The 18471-nt window shown below is 29.8% G+C and carries 18 protein-coding genes; all 18 read right to left on the bottom strand.

Annotated features, from left to right (window positions below; all coding sequences use genetic code 11):
- Positions 1–742: 742 nt before the first annotated feature.
- Complete coding sequence (locus RLT85_RS14500) at positions 743–1621, bottom strand: GIY-YIG nuclease family protein (protein WP_311402767.1); 879 nt, start codon at positions 1619–1621, stop codon at positions 743–745.
- A 146-nt stretch (positions 1622–1767) separates the two neighbouring features.
- A complete protein-coding gene (locus RLT85_RS14495) occupies positions 1768–4989 on the bottom strand; it encodes a sacsin N-terminal ATP-binding-like domain-containing protein (RefSeq protein WP_311402766.1) in 3222 nt (1073 codons plus the stop codon).
- Positions 4990–5212: 223 nt separating this feature from the next.
- The gene (locus tag RLT85_RS14490) at positions 5213–5695 is read right to left on the bottom strand and encodes a DUF6584 family protein (protein WP_311402765.1); all 483 of its coding nucleotides are present in this window, start codon (positions 5693–5695) and stop codon (positions 5213–5215) included.
- A 222-nt stretch (positions 5696–5917) separates the two neighbouring features.
- Entirely contained in the window at positions 5918–7162 is a 1245-nt protein-coding gene (locus tag RLT85_RS14485) for a serine hydrolase domain-containing protein (protein ID WP_311402764.1), read from the bottom strand.
- A 247-nt stretch (positions 7163–7409) separates the two neighbouring features.
- A complete protein-coding gene (locus tag RLT85_RS14480; RefSeq protein ID WP_311402763.1) occupies positions 7410–8144 on the bottom strand; it encodes a hypothetical protein in 735 nt (244 codons plus the stop codon).
- A gap of 232 nt (positions 8145–8376) precedes the next feature.
- Positions 8377–9093: a hypothetical protein gene (locus RLT85_RS14475; protein WP_311402762.1), complete on the bottom strand. Its 717-nt coding sequence runs from the start codon at positions 9091–9093 to the stop codon at positions 8377–8379.
- Between the two features lie 163 nt (positions 9094–9256).
- Positions 9257–9922, bottom strand: a complete 666-nt coding sequence (locus RLT85_RS14470) for a hypothetical protein (RefSeq protein ID WP_311402761.1) — start codon at positions 9920–9922, stop codon at positions 9257–9259.
- Between the two features lie 118 nt (positions 9923–10040).
- Positions 10041–10895, bottom strand: a complete 855-nt coding sequence (locus tag RLT85_RS14465; protein WP_311402760.1) for a hypothetical protein — start codon at positions 10893–10895, stop codon at positions 10041–10043.
- A 159-nt stretch (positions 10896–11054) separates the two neighbouring features.
- Positions 11055–11357, bottom strand: coding sequence for a type II toxin-antitoxin system RelE/ParE family toxin (locus RLT85_RS14460; RefSeq protein ID WP_311402759.1), 303 nt, complete (start codon positions 11355–11357; stop codon positions 11055–11057).
- Positions 11354–11596: a type II toxin-antitoxin system ParD family antitoxin gene (locus tag RLT85_RS14455; protein WP_068452284.1), complete on the bottom strand. Its 243-nt coding sequence runs from the start codon at positions 11594–11596 to the stop codon at positions 11354–11356. The genes RLT85_RS14460 and RLT85_RS14455 overlap by 4 nt, the downstream gene beginning before the upstream one ends.
- A gap of 196 nt (positions 11597–11792) precedes the next feature.
- Positions 11793–12623 (bottom strand): hypothetical protein, encoded by an 831-nt coding sequence (locus RLT85_RS14450; RefSeq protein WP_311402758.1) that lies wholly within the window; start codon positions 12621–12623, stop codon positions 11793–11795.
- 134 nt (positions 12624–12757) lie between these two features.
- Entirely contained in the window at positions 12758–13021 is a 264-nt protein-coding gene (locus tag RLT85_RS14445) for a hypothetical protein (RefSeq protein ID WP_311402757.1), read from the bottom strand.
- Positions 12988–13449, bottom strand: a complete 462-nt coding sequence (locus RLT85_RS14440; protein ID WP_311402756.1) for a hypothetical protein — start codon at positions 13447–13449, stop codon at positions 12988–12990. The genes RLT85_RS14445 and RLT85_RS14440 overlap by 34 nt, the downstream gene beginning before the upstream one ends.
- A 206-nt stretch (positions 13450–13655) precedes the next feature.
- Positions 13656–14753, bottom strand: coding sequence for a hypothetical protein (locus tag RLT85_RS14435; protein ID WP_311402755.1), 1098 nt, complete (start codon positions 14751–14753; stop codon positions 13656–13658).
- Between the two features lie 226 nt (positions 14754–14979).
- The gene (locus RLT85_RS14430) at positions 14980–15243 is read right to left on the bottom strand and encodes a hypothetical protein (protein WP_311402754.1); all 264 of its coding nucleotides are present in this window, start codon (positions 15241–15243) and stop codon (positions 14980–14982) included.
- Positions 15244–15438: 195 nt separating this feature from the next.
- Positions 15439–15981, bottom strand: a complete 543-nt coding sequence (locus RLT85_RS14425) for a hypothetical protein (protein ID WP_311402753.1) — start codon at positions 15979–15981, stop codon at positions 15439–15441.
- 159 nt (positions 15982–16140) lie between these two features.
- A complete protein-coding gene (locus tag RLT85_RS14420; RefSeq protein ID WP_311402752.1) occupies positions 16141–16704 on the bottom strand; it encodes a hypothetical protein in 564 nt (187 codons plus the stop codon).
- Positions 16705–16956: 252 nt separating this feature from the next.
- Positions 16957–17745, bottom strand: coding sequence for a hypothetical protein (locus RLT85_RS14415; RefSeq protein ID WP_311402751.1), 789 nt, complete (start codon positions 17743–17745; stop codon positions 16957–16959).
- Positions 17746–18471 lie beyond the last annotated feature (726 nt).

The following is an 18471-nucleotide window of genomic DNA, read 5'->3' as shown; positions in this document are numbered from 1 at the left end:
CAAAGATTTTGACACAGGTAATGTATGTCTCAAATTTAATGTAGAAAAGAGTTGGTTTTTACCTCAGTTCTTTGTTGCCTGTTGTGGTTATATCGCCCAGTTTTTAAGAACCCGAGTAAATATCCGTTTCTGCTTTTAAAATAACGCAAAAATGAAAAAGCTAAACTTTTTTTATTTTGCTTTTACCGTTTATTAGCAAAAAGTGTTTGCAAAACTCTTTGCAGCCCGCCCAGCTATTAACGTTCTGCTTTTTGCGTTTAATTTGTCGTTTTTTTTTAAACTAACTGACTTTTAAAGCTTAATGATCATTTTAAAAGCTGCGTTTGCCTTTTTTAATTTGCGATATGATTTGTGTTCCATCTGAAATTTGATTTATATCGTTTTGCACAATTTGTCTTAAAAATCCAAATTAATTAATCCGCAATGTTTTTTACTTTTCACAGATAATTATTTTTCACTACAATTTTAAAATCGGTTAGATAATAAAAGGAAATAACTTGTTCAAAGCCCTAAAGATAATAGGAGGGATGTTGTTTTTTACCATAACTGGCAACTGTTTTGTATATGGCTCGTAGCGTCTAAATTAGCGATTATTTTTCGGTTTGAGAACAAGCCAAATTTTAAATTTTACTACTTATTTTTTATTGGAAAGTTGTCAAATTTAAAATTTGGCGACTTTCCAAACACGCCAAAACTTTGGAATAAGCAATTGCTAAGCTATGAGCTATATACGGTGTTGGCATTAGTTATTTATTATTTCTTGTACTTCTCTAAATGATTTCCCTTTTTCACTTATCCATTCTGTAAATCCATTCGAATTACGACCTAAAACCATATTTGAAGCTGCACTTGGACTATTGAAAACAGCGTCTTCTGCAAAAATTAACTTATCATCGAATTCTACTAAAATGTTTGTTTCCAATAATTTCCTTCTAAGGTTTCTATAAGTTTCTGTGCAAGAATTTGATAATTTCTTCTTTGCTTCACTACCTTTTAAAATAATATAACCTTGATCGGTTTCTTTCATAGAAGCTTTAAAGGAATTCGTTCTTATAAAATATGTTTCGTGAACAAAATTGTCTGTTTCTCTATTTTCAATTTTTTCTTGTTTCGCAGTTGAAGAAATTAAAAATTTAAAACCCATTACTGGTAAAATTAGTTTTATTTGTTCCAAAAAATACTCCATATCAGAAATATCAGCTTCGTGAAGAGTTGGTAAACTTGGGGAGTTTCCATTGTCAATTTGGGCTGTTTTAGCTTCTATTGCTAATTGAACTAATCGAGATTCTAAATATCGAATTTGGGTTTTTGTTAAAAGCTCATCTTTACTGACAAAAAATATTAGTTCTTTAAAATCCTTATTTGGATCGCTTAAATGTTGTTTTAATCTTGCTTTTATATTTTCAGCTTCCCCAATGTATATTTTTTCATCATATGCATCATCGGTTGGGTCTCCTTTTAAACAATATATTCCTGGATTGTCAAATTCACTTCTGTTCATAATTTTGTTTATGGAAGCTCTTGGGCTATAAATTGCTTTTCCAACCCAATTTCCAATTTCGCTTAACCTTGGACCATAAGCTGTTCCGTCAATCATAAACACAGTTAATTTTTTTCCCATTTATTTTTTGTTTTTAATTAATGCCAACGGTTAGTATATGAAAAGTAGGCGATTTCGAAGCACAAAACTTTCGTTTAAGCACAAAGTTTGATACGAGCTAAAAGCCTTGAATTTATTACTTTTTTGCCTATTTTTTATATACATTGTTACAAGCTGGTATTTTCTATTCCGTTTAGTTTAACCTCTTTAGTATTTTTATTAATTATTACAATTAAAGTATTAACAAATTCAGAAAAGTCAGTTCCTTTTTTTATTATTTCTTGTGGTATTATTCCTCTATAATCTATCAAATGAATTGAATCCGTTTGATTTTTTTCCGCACTTAAATTTTCCGCAATTAGAGGTTTAATTGTATTTCCTATGTTGGTTACAAACTTTGTAAGTGGCAATACTTCTTCAATAGGTAAGTGGTATTTATCATTTGTACCTGAATATCGAGTTATATCCACGGAGCAGAGTGCGTAGTTTTCGTTTTCCTCAACTGCTCTTTGAAGTTGAAGTTTACTCATTGATACCGAACTAACAGAATTCCATCTTGATTTAACTTCGATAAAATATATTGGTTTACCATCAATAATAATGACAATATCTTGTCCGCCTTGAATATCTGATGTTTCTATTTCTTTGCTATTCTCGAAAGTGACTCTTTCTTGTAATTCAAATGATAATTTTTCTCGAATAAGTCTTTCTATATTTGTTCCTATTTCATATTTATGTCGAAAGTCTGATTTATTTTCAATTTGTTGTTGGATTAATGTATTAGCGACATTAAGTATATCTTCAAAGTTGGATTCTTGCACTAATTTCCCAAGACTTTTTAATTGAGATTCTTTTAGAGTTACTATTGAAAAAATATCATCTTTTGTATTTTCATTTGTAACTATTTCTAGCATTAAATTAGCTTTCTTGTCATCTAGTCTTGGGAACAATTCGGCATATTCTTTCTTACCTAATTTTGAAATTATACTAAGTATTTCTTCTTTGAAAGGGTGTTCGTTAATATCTCTTATGTCTGTATTGAAAAAGGTTTCTTCAATTTGTGTTGTAAGGTATTTAGTTGTGATAAATCTATCTTCTGCTATGAAACTATTGAATTCTTTATAAACTAAATCTTCTCTAATCTCTTCATCATTTACTTTGTTGTATAAATCTTTAATTTCTGTCAAAATTTCTAAATCACGTTTTAATTCATTGATGGATTTTAACTGATTTATTTGATTTGGAAATATTTTTGAATTTGAAAAGACTTCCTTTAAACTATCTTCGTTACAATTTGCAATATCTAGTAAAAATTGGATGTTTTTTTCAACCCAAACCGTATTATGAAATTGTAATAAATTGCAAAACGCTTGAGCTAATATTTTACGTGCTGACCTAATATCAAGATTATCTTCTAAATTGCTAAGGTTATTTAATTCTATGAGGTTGTCATCTAGCTTATAATAATTGCTAATAATTTTAGTAAGATTAATAGGTTTACTCTGTGAATTAATGTTGTTACTTAGTTTACAATATTTAATTAGGTTCTTGAAAAAAGAAAAATCAATTTTTTCAATTGAGGTATCTATTTCATTATAATCATCTAATTCCGCTGATTCAGGAAAACAAATTTTTGAATTGGTTTGCAATTCATCTAAAATTGTCTTTACGCTATTTGAGAAACTTTTTCTATTAAATGGTTCAAAATGAAAGTCAAAATGGAAATCCGGATGAATTAACTTTTCAATTGAATTAGGGATTAATTTTTTACCAATATTGATTAATGTTTCATTTAAGTCTTTAGGCGTAATTAAAGGTGCTAGAAAACGAAATTGACCATCTAAATTTGGAAGTAAAGTCAGTTCTGAAAAATATTTTGTTTTCTCGATACTAATTAAATGTTTGTAATAATTTATTAGTGTTGGTTTATTAAAAATAGATAATTCTTGTTCTGAGATATATTCAACAATATTTTTATGTCCTACAAACATTAAACTTTCGTTTGTCCATTCGTTCGCATACTCACTCCACATTTGAACTGATGACCTAATAGGTAAATTGTCCTTAAATTTTGAAGTTATCTCGTAAATTTCATCAAAACAATTTCCATTATCTAAAATTTCTTGTTCAAAAAAACAAACTTCATTAACTGGTTTAAAACCAGTTAATGTTTCAACAATTGGTAATGCTTTAAATTCTGCTGTCCATAAAGATTGTAAACCTTCAAAATACTCGTTTAAGAGCGTATTCTCAGAATCTCTTTTAAAATTTATTTTAGCATATAATAAAGGATTTGAGACCTTTAGAATATTACTTTTTAGAAAATCAAAGATTAATTTGGATGCCTTTTCAATTAGTCTAGTATTTTCTTGCTCTTGTTCTTGAACTTGGTCCTTATTACTCTTCAAATGAATACCATCTCGTGGTTCGGTAGGTAAGAATTGTTTGCAGTTTATAATAAAGTTTAGACCAAAATCCTCTGAACCAATTAAAGGATAATATAAAAATAAACGAGCTATTCGTTCTGGAAACGTATATAGTTCTAAATCTTCATTTATTGGTAAAATAATTTCAATTTGGTCGGTTTCATCAATAATTGAATAGACAATTTTATTGTTCCCGTTTAATTTAATTGTTGTTTTAAAAAGATTGACTCCTTGATGGTTAGGAACTTTTGTTTTTGATGTTCTTTCAAAAAAAGTCTGTTTATTATCTTTTACTATTTCAACTTTGTTAAGCCTATCATTGATTGTTAAAACTATCGGGATATAGTCTTCTAAATCTTTGCTTGATTCTTCAATGTATTTTTGTTCTTGGGAACTTTCTGGTTTAAAAATAAAAGTTGTTTTATTGGTGTGATTTGGTAAAATAACACCATCTCTTATTATGTTATAAACTTTTTCTTTTTGATTTTTAATATTTTGGCTAAGTTCTTTCCATTCTCTAGGACTTCTGTCTATTAAGAAATTCTTAATCTCAAAATATGTTTCTTTTGCTTTTAAAACAGAGTTAATTTCAAATTTTCGTCCAAAAGTATGAGTTGTTAAAAAACCTGTTCCATATTTTCCTACCTCAGGAAGTTCTGATTCATCTCCATACTTTCCACTCACTTGTTTTATTAATGAGATAAAAGATTTCGTGTTAAACGGTGAACCATTATGTGTAAAGGAAAAGCCATTATTTCGGTAATCAATAATAATTTCACAATTTTCCGATAAATCACAAGCGTTTTGCACTAGTTCCCAAACTGCTCTATTCGAGGAAAATGAATTGAAGTTTTCAAAACCTCTAATCATTTTATCTGCGTGTTGCTTTAAGTCTGATAATTCAGATTCATTAATTGCATTATTTAGAATTTCTTCTCTTTCGGATTTTGAAGTTTCTTCCATCTATTTTTTTTGTAGGATGTTTTTTTACTTGCTTGTAACGGTTTTGTGTATGGCTCGTTGCGGAAAATCAGCTATGATTTTCCGCCGTAACCGAAAGATAGCAAATTGCAATGAATTCCGATTAGGAATTCAGCCGCAATGAGCTATACACGTTGTTGTGGTGTCGTTTTTTATTTTTAGAATATCCATTTAATTACAGTTACAAATCCGATTATAATCAGAATTACGATTGAAGCAACAATTCCAAATAATGTCCATTCTCCAAGTTTATCTTTAAAAGTTCTTTTGTATTCAGAATTTTTGTTTTTCCGTTTATTTTTTTTGGGCTAAATTTCGGAACATAATCAGCTTTCTTTTTACTATCGGCTTCTAATTCTGTCAATTTGTTTTGAGCAAATTCCGAAAGTTTGGATTTATCTCCACGAAATACAATTTCTTGCAAAATTTGATATCCAGAATAATTTACTGATTTTACATAAATCTCAACACTTTTTTTGATTCGGTCTTCAGTTGGTTCAGTCAGAATCCAATATTTTCCAGCAGAGTCCAAAAATCCGCTTTCATAGTATAATTCAGCCAGTTTATTCCACAATTGAGTTTCGTTTGGATTTTCCTGAATTAAATTCCGCAATCTGTCAGACGCTTTAAATTTCAAGCCGTTTTCAATTTCAGAATCTATTTTCTCTAACTTTTCTTTTAAACTCACAATGTTTCTCTTAAATGCACCACAACGGTCTTGTATATGGCTCGTAGCGTGCAAATTAGCGATAACTATTCGGTTAAGCACGAGCCGAATTTTTTAATTTTCTTATTACCTTTTCTTTCCAATAAGCCAAATTTAAAAATTTGGCGACTTCATAAATATGCCTTAACTTTGTTTAAGCAACTAATTAGCTATGAGCTATATACGTTGTTGGCAACTGGCTTTTTACTCGGTTAGTTTTTTTGAATACTCTTCTAATTTATTAAATATTCCATAATAAGCATTAACTTCTTCTTGGTTGTTGATATTTGTATTTATCAATAAAACCCTGCCTGTTCTTTCCTTTGGATTGAAAAACATTATTGATGAAACTCCAGGGTCGCCTCCTGTGTGTCCAAAATTATTCATAGCAGAAATACCCATAAATATTCCTAAATTATATTCATCATTATAAGGATTATTAGTGTTTCTTTCCGCGAAATTCTCTTCTTTTAATTGCGGTTTAAATAACTCATTATAACTGTTTTTTGAAAGTATTTTTCCACTTCCAGAATATCCTTTTATTAATTCATTAAGGTATTTGCTTAAATCATTAATTGTAGTTAAAAAGCCACCATCAGGATAAGTAATTAAAGAATAATAAGGAACTTCTGTTTTGGTATCGGAATAAAGCGTTGAAACGTTGTCAAAAATAACATCATTATAATTCCAGCCCGAATTTTTCATTTCTAATGGTTTTAGAATGTATTCGGTCGTAAAATCTGAATAGGATTGGTTTAAAGCAATTTCAATAATGTATGCAGCTAATGTGGCTCCAACATTTGTGTATTCATATAATTGTCCAGGTTTGTTTTTTGAAAAAGCACTTTTGTTATACCATTTACCGTCCTTGGATAAATAGTTTTTTAAAAATTCGGATAAAGGAATTTTGGTATCACTTGGATTGAAACTTTGAGGTATATTTTCATTCTTGGTAATTGTGCTATCTATTTTGTCTTTCAGAACATACGACTTACTCATATAATTTTCAGTATCAATTATTGTTGAAGTATGAGTAGCCAATTGTCTAATTGTAATTGGTTCGTTTGGAAAATTAGGGTTTTGGACTTCAAAGGGAAGATATTTATTTATTGGGTCATCTAAATTTAAAAGTCCTTTTTCTTGTGCTTTCATTAATGAGATTCCAATAAATGTTTTGGAAACAGAAGCTATTGGTTGAATAGTATTTATAGTATAAGGTTTTTTTGATTTTATATCAGCAAATCCAATTCCTTTTTCGTATAAAATTCCTGTGGAATCAACTATTGCAACTCCTAATCCGTTGAAATAGTCTTTATTTAAGTTTTTGATTCCTAATGTTAGACTGTCCTTTATTGGTTGATTGTCTGCAATTTCTTTTGCTGTATTTGGTTTTTGTTTACAGGATATTATTAATAAAATTCCTAATATTGTTAGTAATATTTTGTTCATTATTATTTCTTTTAAAGACGGATTTCGTTAGTGTTACGGGTTTTTTTTCAGCTTGTTGCCAACGAGTTTGTATATGGCTCGTAGCTTGCAAATTAGCGATATTTATTCGAATTAAGCAAAAGCCAGATTTTTAAATTTTACTATTTATCTTTTTAATTGGAAATCGTCAAATTTAGAAATTTGGCGACTTTCCAAATATGCTTTAACTTCGTATAAGCAACTGATTAGCTATGAGTTATATACGTTGTTATGTGCTGGCGTTTTTCAATCTTTTTTCCATACCATAAATCAATTCTCGGAAGTTTTTAAATCCGCTGGCATTTAATTTTTCAGGTTTCTGTTTGTCTCCAATTTGGAATATCACAATTCCAATTGCGATAGGTAAAAGCAACGACCAATGGAAACTCGAAATCCACCAAATTAAAATCATAAGCAATATTCCAGTCCACATAATAATCCGTCCAATTCTCGAAATCCAATTTGATTTGTAGTCAAATTCCGATATTGTTCCTGGCGCAATTTTGTTCACTTCGTCAACCAATAAACCACCATATTTCATAAAAAATGGATTGATTTCGCAACTCGGTTTTATATTATTAGTATCAGCTCCATTATTGCTCAAATTTTGCTTTAAAGTTTTAAATATTGAAGCTGTTTGACAGTTTTGTCCTAATAGTCGAATTGGTTCAATTTTTTGTCTTTCTGCGTGTTCCGAAATGTATTCACAAAAATCGGAAACAGTTCTATTATTTTCGTCAATCAAAATATCTTCTAATTCGGAAATTGGTCGTTTTAGATTAAAAGATTGATGATAAACTTTCGCCAACTTTTTAGGTTCAATTAAATCGCAAGCATCTCGCCAATCAAAGATTGAACTTTCATAATTAAAGTCCATTCCTTTAATTACAACTGGGTCAAATTCAATCGCAAATTGATATTGAGAAATCAACATTTTTAATATGTCGTTTTTACTGTACTTCATTTATTGCACGATGTTTCTTTCCGCTTGCACATAACGGTTTTGTATATGGCTCGTAGCGTGCAAATTAGCGATAACTATTCGGTTAAGCACGAGCCGAATTTTTTAATTTTCTTATTACCTTTTCTTTTCAATAAGCCAAATTAAAAAATTTGGCGGACTTCGTAAATTTGCCTGAACCTCCGATTAATCAACTACCTAGCTATGAGATATATACGTTGTTGGCAACTGGCTTTTATTCATCTTCAAGAAAACTATTTATTCGATTAGTAATTTCCTCTATGGTTAGCAATACAGCTTTATTCTTGATTCTGTTTGACGCTTCATTGTCGTTCAACTCATTATCTTGTCTTTTGGATTGAAACTCTCTTGTTACGATTGTAGAGAATGGAATTAAACCAGTTCTTACATCTAAAATAATTAGTTGAGTAGTTGCAAAAGCCTTAAAATCCGATTTAGAAAATAATTTATATTTTGAATATAAGTCGCTATTGATTGAATATATGACAACAATATCAGATTGTGTTCTAACCGCAGCTTCTCTTATATTAGTAAAAGTCGGATTGTTTGAAATTAGTAAATCTGGAATTTTAGATACATTCTTTACTCTATTCGATTTTCCAAAATTCGAGATAAAAAGGTCTAAATATTGTTGTTCAGATTTTAAATACTCTTCATCATTCCAATAATAATTTCTTAAGCTTTGTGTACTTTCGAGTTTTACAAGTGAAACTCTTAAATCTTTTGATAAAGAATAATTTCCGTCAAGTATTTTCTTAATATTCTCTTCTGTAATTGTTGCACTTTTATCATCAAAAAGTGATTTGGTCAAAGGTGGGTCTGGCTTGTAATATCCTTGACCAGAAATAGTTTGTGAATTTTGTCCAATATTTTTATTTGCTGAACAAGATGAAAGAAGAATAATTAAAAGTAGATAAATTGAATATTTCATAATTTTATTTTTTTTTAGCTTGTTGCCAACGGTTTTGTGTATGATTAGTGGCGTGTTTAAGCACCTAATTTAGCAAATAAAAACTGAATAGAAAATCCGCAAGGATTTTCGTAAGTAGGCGAGAACCAAGCCATTAATTATACACGGTGTTGCCCACAGTATTTTATTCAGTCAGAAATTTTGTCGTATAGTTTATTACAAAATCGGAAATAAAAGATTTAATAAATTCATCATCGTTGTATTCATCGTTTTCTTTTAATTCCGCATACAGTTTTTTATATTCTTCTGTTTTTTCAAACACCTCAAATTGACGTTTTTTAAACTTTACAAATTCTTTATTATTATATTTTCGAGCCTCATTAAATTTCCCGTTTTCAATTTCGAGAAGCCAGTATTTACTATACGTTGATGCGTAACCTTGATGAACATATTGCACCATTTTTCCGTGTGGTAAAATCAGAATTCCAGTAAACCAATCGATTTTTACTTTTTCCTGTCTTGGAAAATACATTCTGTAGATTGAAACCCATTTTTCTTGAAAATTTCCATCGTCATCTCTATAACCAACTGGTCTTTTCATATCAGTTAGATATAATTCGTTTTCGATTATCTCAAAATGACCAACATATCCACGCCAAAGTGCTGTCGATACCATTTCTGGTCGATTTTCAGGATTTTTCTCGAAATATGGTTCTAATGGATTTGAGTTTAAATCGAACTCTTTTCCATTGTAAATAATCTTATCAGGATATTGAGCTGTAAATATACTTTCAGCTTTGGCAATCCCAATCGTCAGTACGATTATTATTATTGATAACGTTTTTTTCATATTGTGGGCAACGGTTTTGTATATGATACGTTGCGTAGTTTAGCACGTAATTTAGCAAATAAAAACCGAATAGAAAATCCGCGAGGATTTTCGTAAGTAGGCTAGTACTAGCAATGGATTATATACGTTGTTGTAGCCAGTATTTTTTCCTTAAGCTACTCAATTTAATTTTGTTTTTACACTTATTATTTTCAAAGTCAGAATAGAATTCGTCTTGAAATAATTTCAGATTGTCCCAATTCGAAAAACTCTGATGGTCTTTATTTGAATGATAATCTTTATTAACTTTTAATTGCCCAATTTTTTCAAATTCCGTTTCCGATTTTTTGAAATGTTGAGCATAATACCAACTAATCTGTTCCTTTGGTTTAAACTCTTTGTTTATTTGCTGTTCAAGTCTAAATAATAGTTTTGCATTCTCAAAGTCCTTTTCAGTTGGTTTTTCCGATTGTTTAATGTCAGTTACAGCAATTAAATTCAGTCCGAATTCCGTTTCTTTTTCCGATTCCAACACGAAAGCTCCACAATAATCTCCATCACTTAATTTAAAAATTAAACAATCTCCTTTTTCGAAAATCGCATTTCGTGATTTTTTTACTTTTCGTTTTCGAGATGTCTTTTTTTCGTTTGATATTTTCTTTAAAAAGCTATCTAAAACCTTTTGCCTTTTAGTCAAGTCAGATTGTGAAGCGTCAAGTTCTTTCCACAATTCAATATCTTTTCCAGACTCGACAATATCTTTAATCCGATTAAGAACTTTTGGGTCAAGTGATTTACATTCCCATTGAGATTTTGCGATAGTTATCCAAAAATTATTTTGGTCTTCGTGAGAATCAATCAGTTCTTTATTTTCCTGAATTAACTTTTCAGTAATCGCAGAAACTTCCATTCCTTGATTATATAATTCAAAGAATTCATAATTAATATCTTCGTAAATATCGTTTGAAGAAATTCCTGTTCCCCAAGTTCCCATAGGCGTTTCTTATATTGGCTACAACGTGTTTGTATATGGTTTGTTGCGTGGTTTAAGCACTAAAGTTAGCAAATAAAAACCGAATAGAAAATCCGCGAGGATTTTCGTAAGTAGGCTAGAACTAGCAATAAATTATATACTTTGTTGTGTGCAGTTTTTTTATTTCAGTCGTTTTTTAATATCAATTCTCTGATGTAAAATTCTAACGATTTCAACAATTTCATTTTCGACCTTTCTGTAAAAAATCAGATGTGATTTGATTTTCGTTACTCGATAGTTTTTTCGAGTTTGTTCAGCCGATTTTCCAATCAGATAGTTATCCGCTATAAATTCAATCTCTCCGATTATTAAGTCGTAATATCTGTCGGCTTGTTCTTTAGACCATTTGTGAAAAGTATAAACCCAAATGTCATTTAAATCATCAATCGCTTGTTTACTTATTCGGTATTGGTTTTTACTCATAAGTGCTTGCGATGTAATTCAGTCAGGTTTTGTTTTGGGTCAAAATTTTCAATAAAACCACTATTTTCTCCGATTTCGAGAGCTTTAATTAATTCTCTTTCTTTTTTTTCTTCGCGTTCCAGTAAACGTAATGCAGAACGAATAACTTCGCTTACAGAACCATATCTACCTGAATTTACTTCTTCTCTGATAAAATCCTCAAAATGATTTCCGAGTGATATTGATGTGTTTTTTCCCATTTTGACTATAATTTTACTCAAATATACCAAATCTTGGTAACGTAGCCAAATTGCACACAACGTGTTTGTGTATGGTTAGTTGCGTGGTTAAGCAACTAATTTAGTAAACAAAAACGAACCCGAGAAAATTCCGAAGGAATTTTCCAAATAGGCACTTGCCAAAGCAATTAATTATACACGGTGTTAGCACCAGTTTTTATATTTTAACTTTTGATGTTTCTTTAGCAATATAACCAGTTATGTTTTCACTTTCCAATCTTACCTTTAATCTATCCGATATAAATTTCGAAATTGTATTCAAATGATGAAATTCAAATAAATCAAATGCAGGAAATTTATTCGTTAAAGCAATAGTTTTTGGTTTTATACTACACCACTTATCTATTTTTCTTAACTCTTTCGTCTTGTCATCAATTTCCTTTTGAGAATTGATTTCAATATCTTCTCTTGTTTCAGGTAAATCAACTAATTTTTTGTTTTTATAAAATGTCGATTTTTTGTAGTCAACGTATTTAGTTGCATCATTAGAAAATTGTAAATAAAAATAGTCCGAATATTTTTTGTCTTTATGCTCAACTATTATTGGATAAAACCTATGTTTTCCAATATTAAAATCAGCGAGTATTTTTTTAACTTTTCCACTTAAAATCCATCCATTTGCGGATAAACTGTCACCACTAATAAAATCAGTAATTTTGGCTGACTTATATAAGATTACATTTCCAACATCAGTATTTTTTGGCGGTAGATTAAAGTCAGAGAAAAGTCTTTGTAAACGTGAAATAGTCGGTTCAACCGATTCATCCATTTCAACCACAAACTGTCCTTTCTCGTTTTTGTAAATTTTGCTTTTAGGTCCTTTGGCATTTGGAACATAATGATTTTCGACTTGCCAAGCGGTTCGAGTCGAAGTAGGTAATTCAAATTCGTAAAAATCTTTTGATTTAGCTATATCTAAATAATAGTCTAATTCATCTTTTCGCCATTTTAAGGCTAATCTTTCAAGTATGGATTTCGGTTTTTTCAAATTGGTGCTAACGTGTTTGTATATGATACGTTGCGTGTGTAAGCACGAAAGTTAGCAAATAAAAAACAGATAGAAAATCCGCGAGGATTTTCGTAAGTAAGCCAGCACTAGCAATGGATTATATACGGTGTTGGCTACAGTTTTATTCCGTTCATATACTTATTTAATTTTCTGATTTTAGTGTAAAAGTCAAAAAGCATTGGAAACATAAAATCCAATTTTTCTTTCTTATCTAATATTTTTTCATTTTCTAAATAGTGATGTCCCATAGATATAAATGGACTTTGAACAATTTCATTAATTAACTTAATATGTTCAGTTTCTAAATGAGGCATAAAAGTAAATAATTCAGATTTGTTCCCTATTATTTTCTTTCTTGTTTTTTTAAAATGCTCCAAGTAAGTGATTTGACTGATTTCGCTTTTAGTCCATTTGAAGTCAAATGTATCATATAAACCAATTGATTTACAAATGTTTTTAAATTCAGACTCACTAATTTCATTTGCTGAATCAGTAATATCCAAATAGGCTTCCTGTGATTTTTTGGTTTAACTATTCTACTTCCACTATGAATAATTCCGTATGATATAAAACTTGTGCTTTCGTGAATGTTTTTTTCATTTCTTTTTTGAGGAATTGCTACTACAATTTGATAAAATATATAACTCGAAATATAAGCTAAACTTAAATTATATATAATCTCTCCAAACTCACTTCCTTTATCTAATATTTCGGTTATATCCGCTAATACAAATTTGATTAAAACAATAAAAACTATTGCCAAAATAAGAAGCCAAATAAGTAAGTTTTTTTCGTTTTTCTTCATTTTTTTTAATTGTAGCCAACGTGTTTGCATATGAGCAGTGCGGAGGAAGAAAGGCGATAGCCTTTCGGTCGAGCACGAGCTGATTTTTACAAATTTCGATTATTAATTTTTTTGGCAATAAGTCGAATTTGTAAAAATTCGGCGGTCTCCCAAATATACCCGAACTTTTAATTAAGCACAAACTCCCGCATTGCTTATATGCGTTGTTAGCCACCATTATTTCTCAATCTTAATTTATAATATATTTCTAATTCTTGATAGCTATCATTCAGACTGAACCAATTTAGATTACCGATTTCTATAAAATCATTTTCTATTGATAGAATGTCAATATAATCACTTACTGATTTACCATCACTTAATATTATCTCATTACCACTTGATGATAAGCGCCAATTTCCAGAAATTTTGGTGCTTTTTTTTCCTTGAATTAAGTATGATTTATCATTTAAAAATTCAAAGGTCAGTTGTTTTTCAATTAATGAATTATAAGGAATAAAACCAGAATCTGTTATGTTAGAGACAGATATAGTGTCTAAATCTATTATTTGGCTAACTTTCCATTTAGAATCTGATAATTTTGATAAAATCTTATTTCTTTCTATTTCCGTAAGATTCTTTTCTTTAATCAATTTAGCCTTAATTATATCGTTACAATTTAAACATTCTACATTTAAAATTGAATCTTGTGGTGTGCCACTAACTTTAAAGAAACTATCAAAAGCTTGACCATTAGTAATTGCAAAAACGTAGCTTCCATTAATATTTTTGAAGTTCCATTTCTCTACTAACCTGTCGAATCTATCTTTATTTAAATTTTTCTTCAAAGCCATCTTGGAATTTGGCTCCTTAAAAAATGTTGAATCGGTCAAAATCAACTTAGAGTTAAACTCATAGTATTTTGAGTTGTCAAACATCAGTTTCCAATTGTTAGTTCTCAAGTCAATTAGTTCTGCACTTTGGCCTTGTAATTTTATGAGTTTAATTCTTGCTTCATTTTTATAATCAACTATGATGCTATCACTATATTCTTTAACAATTTTAAGATTGGTACTATTATCAATTGTGATTTGATTTTTTGAAATTTTAAATTTAAAATCTTCACTTTCATTTAGATAAATGTCGCTGATAACAACTGAATTATTTTTGAAATGGAAAATTGTGCCGTCTAATATAGAATTTTCGTTGTCTGCTGGAATTGGATATGATTTTGTAACTAACCAAGATGTATCGCTTAACCTATATTTATTGCACGAAATTAAAACAAAAACACAAAATATTAATGATGGCAGAATTTTTTTCATAATGGTGGCTAACGTGTTTGTATATGACAAGTAGCGTAAATTTATGAGTTAATTTTCAGTCTCGCAACAAGCCAAAACTTTTGTATTTTGATTTTACCTTTATTTTCAAAAAGCCAAATCAAAAGATTTGGCGGTTTACCAAATATACCAAAATCTTCGGTTAGGAAAAGATGTAGCTATTTGTTATATACGGTGTTGCCCACTGGCTTTTTATTAAACTATTTACTTAAACTGATTCAATATTTACTGGCTTCATAATAGTCGAAAACCAACCCATTTGAGGTCCTGAAAAACCAATTACTTTAAAATATCCTTTCAATCTTCTTGAACTCCATCTATTATCGTAGAAAAAATCATCACTATCATTGACTTTGATTAAGTATTCATAACCTCCATTGAGTTTTTCTTTACAATCATAAAAGTATGAAAAACGGAAAATTCCTTCTTTGTCTATTTCATACTTATCATCATTATCAAAATGAATATCCAAAAAAATTATTTTACCTTCATTTTTTTATACAAAATCAAATAATTTACTGGTTTTTAATCCATCGTTTTCATCTTTACCTATACGTCCTTGGAATTTAGAAATTCTATTTTTTTTGAGATAAGCTTTTATTTGAAAATACAGTCCTATCCCAGCAATTAATATTGCAATTATTGTCAAGAAAATCCCCATTTGTTATTACTGTTTCCCAATAATTGGATTTATTCTATTGCGCAGTTGCCATTCAACTTTAGGTACAATTGAATCATAATTATGAACATTAATTTCCAAAACCTTTAATCTAAAAGTATGATCTATTAAATTTTTCCTTGCCATTAATTTTAAGGCAAAAGTTGTTTTGTGAAGTTCTTTGTAAATATGTCCGTGAATTCTTTTGTCAATATTTTTTGATTTTCCAATATATAATGGAATCCATTCTTTTAGTTCTTTATGCGCTTTTATTCTAATTTTTTTTGTGTTGGGCGTGAATTTATATTTGTAGTTTTCACCTTCCCACTCATTTTTAAAATCATTAATCCATAATTCGAAAGTATCAAACCTATTAGAGTTCTTGATTTCAAGTAAATAAATACCTTTAAACTTCAAATTTTCCCAAGGTATTTTGGATTCCGCCTCAGTTAATTTAAACTCACATATTTCTTTTAAGTCTGTAACTTTTACTTTCTCTTTTAATAATTCTAATTGCTTAGAAATTTCCTGATCGATTTGTTCTATATTCATATTTTAGCTTGTGGGCAACGAGTTTGTATAACCGTCAGTTGCGTGGTTTAAAGCTAAGATAAGTAAAATACTGAAATATTGAGCAGGCAAGGATTTGTCCGTAGGATAAATCCGTAGCAATTGCTGTTATACGTTGTTGTGCAACGTTTTTTATTCAGTCTAAAATCTATATCCAATTCTCAAATGTAAATTTAGAGCTGCTTCGCTTTCATTTTCTAAAAAGCCTGCTTGTTTCGCAAAGATATATCTGTAACCAATTCCAATTCCGGTTTCGTAGGTAAAATGTTTTCCAACATTTCTTTTAATTCCCCAAGTTGGAATAATTGAGATATCACTAATTACACTTACATTATCAGTATTTGATATTACAAACCAGTCGGGGTGATAACTTGTTTTAATTGAAATAAAATTTCCACTATTTCCATCAATTCTATGTGACTTCTTTATTCTTTTATTCAAATTGTAATAAAATCTTGGTTCGAGAGTAATTACAGGCGTCATTAAAAATCCAGTTCCATCATAGAAATCTCCACCCCAAATACCGCTGTCAAATCCGATTTCCGTTCGCAATGCTATTGTATTCGTTAGTTTCGATTCGTTGTGCCCCCAAATTCCTAAAAATCCAGTTTGAATTCCATAAGTAGACTTTTCTACACTTGCAGTTTGAGAATTAGCGGTTAATGTCATTCCGCACAAAATCATTGCAATTAAAATTTTTTTCATTCAGTTTATTTTTTTTCTAATGTTAGTTTTTTTTTTGATAAATGTTGCACAACGGTTTTGTATATGGCTCGTAGCGTATAAATTAGAGATAATTATTCGGATGAGCAAGAGCCGAATTTTTTAATTTTCTTATTATCTTTTCTTTTTAATAAGCCAAATTAAAAAATTTGGCGGACTTCGCAAATATGCCTGAACTTCGATTAAGCAACTGCCCAGCTATGAGCTATATACGTTGTTAGCACACGTTTTTTATCAGTTAGTATTATTTCTATTCATTAAATAAGTATAGCATTGATCTTCTTTGATTTCAAAAGTTCCGCGCCAATCCATTGAGCCGTGTGCGGCCGCTTTGAATTCATAAACACCTGGTTTAAATTGTAAACTCAATCCGCCATCTGCAAAACATTCCGCATTTTCAATTTCTTTGCTCAATTGACCAACCTTGACTCGATCAATCCAGACTTCAATTGTTTTAGCTTTACGATGGTCAGACCAAAATGTTATAAATCCGGGTTTTTGAGGTTCATTCGTTAAGTTTGGTCCGTTTAAATCATAAACAAAGTAAACTTCTGCCGTGTCCGTTCCACGATTCGGTAATTGCCAATTTATCACAGCTTTTGCATCTTTTATTGGTGTCATTGTGTTGAAATCTACAGAATGTCCGTAATAGTTATTAATTACTATTTCTTCAATTCTGCCGTCACTTACAAAAGCTTTTGCATCAGAGCAGTAATTGAAATTATCAGTTATTTTAACCAAATGCCACCCATCCACAATTTGAGGAAAATCAGTTCTGTCATTGTATTGATTTCTTACTATTTCAAGTTGGGCTTTCGTTCTACTTATCGCTCTTGTCTTACGTTTTTCATCTTCCCAAGCGTTTGTAAAATCAATCATTGCATTTGCGACATTATTCAGTCCGTAATTATTGATTTGAAAATTGTTTTGTTGGTAAGCTGTTTGATTTACCTGAATGTAATTTTGTCCAAAACAAAGAGCCGAAGCAAAAAGTAGAATTGTTGTGAAGTAAGTTTTAATCATTTCGAGATTTTTTTAAATGTGTGCTAACGTTTTTGTATAAGAATTGTTGCGGGTTTGTGTGCGAGGATTTTCCAACGGAAAATCAGCAGCTAGCAAAAACGCAACAACCATAATTTAAGCACTAATTTAAGCAATGATTTTTATACGGTGTTGGCTTTAGTGCTTTTATTTTCTTTTTTAATTATAATTTTCTTAGAATTTCTATTTGTTTAGTCCGAAAATTTAGGCTTTTTTCCCGTAATACTTGATCATTTTTTTCTTACTAAACTGGAATTACAATTATTGGCAAAATCTCTACAACGATTTCATTAACAAGCTAAAAATCATATTCTAATTTTATTCTGAATTTTCTTAGAATCTCTAATTTTACGATCGCGATTGGTTTCAGTTTGCGCAAACTAGCTAAATTCTTTTGCTTTTTAGTTCCTTTTTTGTTTTGGAAACCTGATTTTTCTTTTGGCAAAGAGAAGAACAGTTTGTGTTGTTATTTACCTTTAAATTCTCTTTTTTAGTTTCTCAAAGTTTTGCGATTTACTTTTTTTATCTTGTTTGATAATTTGCTTCTTAGAATATAAATTATGCGGTTTTGCGATGGCTCCGCATTAATGCCAACGGTTTTGTATATGGCTCGTAGCGTGCAAATTAGGAAATTATTTTCGGATTAAGCACAAGCCAGATTTTTAAATTTTACTACTTATTTTATTTTTTGGGAAGTTGTCAAATTTA

Source organism: Mesonia ostreae (genome assembly GCF_031845265.1).
GTDB classification, from domain to species: domain Bacteria; phylum Bacteroidota; class Bacteroidia; order Flavobacteriales; family Flavobacteriaceae; genus Mesonia; species Mesonia ostreae.
The sequence above is the reverse complement of the archived record's forward strand: the minus strand, read 5'-3'. Positions and strand labels throughout refer to the sequence as shown.

Bases quoted from the DNA above. Each gene is read 5' to 3' on its own strand.
- RLT85_RS14470 (WP_311402761.1), bottom strand. From the start codon at position 9,922: ATGAAAAAAACGTTATCAATAATAATAATCGTACTGACGATTGGGATT.
- RLT85_RS14455 (WP_068452284.1), bottom strand. From the start codon at position 11,596: ATGGGAAAAAACACATCAATATCACTCGGAAATCATTTTGAGGATTTT.
- RLT85_RS14440 (WP_311402756.1), bottom strand. From the start codon at position 13,449: ATGAAGAAAAACGAAAAAAACTTACTTATTTGGCTTCTTATTTTGGCA.
- RLT85_RS14415 (WP_311402751.1), bottom strand. From the start codon at position 17,745: ATGATTAAAACTTACTTCACAACAATTCTACTTTTTGCTTCGGCTCTT.
- RLT85_RS14485 (WP_311402764.1), bottom strand. From the start codon at position 7,162: ATGAACAAAATATTACTAACAATATTAGGAATTTTATTAATAATATCC.
- RLT85_RS14495 (WP_311402766.1), bottom strand. From the start codon at position 4,989: ATGGAAGAAACTTCAAAATCCGAAAGAGAAGAAATTCTAAATAATGCA.
- RLT85_RS14500 (WP_311402767.1), bottom strand. From the start codon at position 1,621: ATGGGAAAAAAATTAACTGTGTTTATGATTGACGGAACAGCTTATGGT.
- RLT85_RS14480 (WP_311402763.1), bottom strand. From the start codon at position 8,144: ATGAAGTACAGTAAAAACGACATATTAAAAATGTTGATTTCTCAATAT.
- RLT85_RS14475 (WP_311402762.1), bottom strand. From the start codon at position 9,093: ATGAAATATTCAATTTATCTACTTTTAATTATTCTTCTTTCATCTTGT.
- RLT85_RS14465 (WP_311402760.1), bottom strand. From the start codon at position 10,895: ATGGGAACTTGGGGAACAGGAATTTCTTCAAACGATATTTACGAAGAT.
- RLT85_RS14425 (WP_311402753.1), bottom strand. From the start codon at position 15,981: ATGAATATAGAACAAATCGATCAGGAAATTTCTAAGCAATTAGAATTA.
- RLT85_RS14420 (WP_311402752.1), bottom strand. From the start codon at position 16,704: ATGAAAAAAATTTTAATTGCAATGATTTTGTGCGGAATGACATTAACC.
- RLT85_RS14460 (WP_311402759.1), bottom strand. From the start codon at position 11,357: ATGAGTAAAAACCAATACCGAATAAGTAAACAAGCGATTGATGATTTA.
- RLT85_RS14435 (WP_311402755.1), bottom strand. From the start codon at position 14,753: ATGAAAAAAATTCTGCCATCATTAATATTTTGTGTTTTTGTTTTAATT.